We start from the raw sequence: 1,074 nt of genomic DNA, 5'->3' as shown, positions 1-1,074 counted from the left end.
CAGCGTACTCGGCCGGCGTCTGGTAGCCCAGGGCCGAGTGGCGGTGGCGGGTGTTGTGTTCGTGTTTGAAGTCGCCGATGACCACGCGGGCCTCCAGCAGGCTGTTCCAGTGGTTGCGGTTGAGGCACTCCTTCCGTAGGCGGTTGTTGAATGATTCGATGAAACCGTTGTTCCACGGCGTGCCCGGCGGGATGTAGGACAGACCGAGCTGTCCGTCGCAGAACTGTTGCAGCGCTTGAGAAATCATTTCAGGCCCGTTGTCGAGCCGCAGCACTTCCGGTGGTCCACCGGTAGCGGCGAACACCTTGTTGAGCTCGTCGACGAGCCGATCGCCGGTGATGGAGCGCTCCACGACGTTCAGCAGTGACTCGCGGGTGTGCTCGTCGACCATCGAGGCAATCTTGATGGCCTTGCCATCGACGGTGGAGTCGAACTGGAAATCGATCGCCCACACCACCTTCGGCGCGTCGGCCACCACCGGCGCCACCGACGAGATTCCGGCCCGCTTGCGTGGGCTGCGGACCCGCACCTGCAGGCCCTCCTCACGCCAGAGCCGGCCGATCTTCTTCTTGTTGACCTGGCGGCCTTCGTCGTAGCGCAACGCCGCCCACGCTCGCCGGAACCCATGACACGGGTTCTTCGTGGCGTACGCGCGCAACCAGGCCCTCAGCTGGGCGTCTGGATCATCGGGTGTCTGTGCTTGCGGGTGGCGGCGGTAGGTGGAGCGGGCCAGCCCAACGACCTTGCACGCCAACCGCTCCGACATGCTCAGTACGTCTTTGAGCATGTCCACGGCGCGGCGCTTGGCAGCTGGGCTCAGAATTTTCCCTTCGCGACCTCCCGCAAGGCGTCCTTCTCCAGCTCGGCTTCGGCCAACAGCCGCTTGAGGCGGGCGTTCTGCTCGCGCAGCTCCTTGAGCTCCTTGGCCGCGTCGGTGTCCATCCCGCCGTAGCCGCGGCGCCAGTTGTACAGCGTGGCCGGCGACACCTCCAGCTCGGCAGCAATCTCCTCACCGGTCTTGCCCTCGGCAGCCAGCTCATCGGCACGGCGCAGCTTGCGCACGATGTCCTCCGC

Annotated in this window: 1 protein-coding gene; it reads right to left on the bottom strand. The window is 65.5% G+C overall.

The window, feature by feature from the left end:
* A protein-coding gene (locus RMCB_RS34220; RefSeq protein ID WP_234792352.1) for an IS3 family transposase occupies positions 1–1,074 on the bottom strand; the annotation gives its coding sequence in 2 pieces (ribosomal slippage) (positions 1–834 and positions 834–1,074; 1,075 coding nt annotated over the 2 pieces). This gene is flagged as partial in the annotation.

Origin of the sequence: Mycolicibacterium brisbanense (genome assembly GCF_001570425.1) — a bacterium.
In the GTDB taxonomy this organism is placed as follows: Bacteria; Actinomycetota; Actinomycetes; order Mycobacteriales; family Mycobacteriaceae; genus Mycobacterium; species Mycobacterium brisbanense.
Note: the sequence above shows the minus strand (reverse complement) of the source record. Positions and strands in the feature narration are given on the sequence as shown.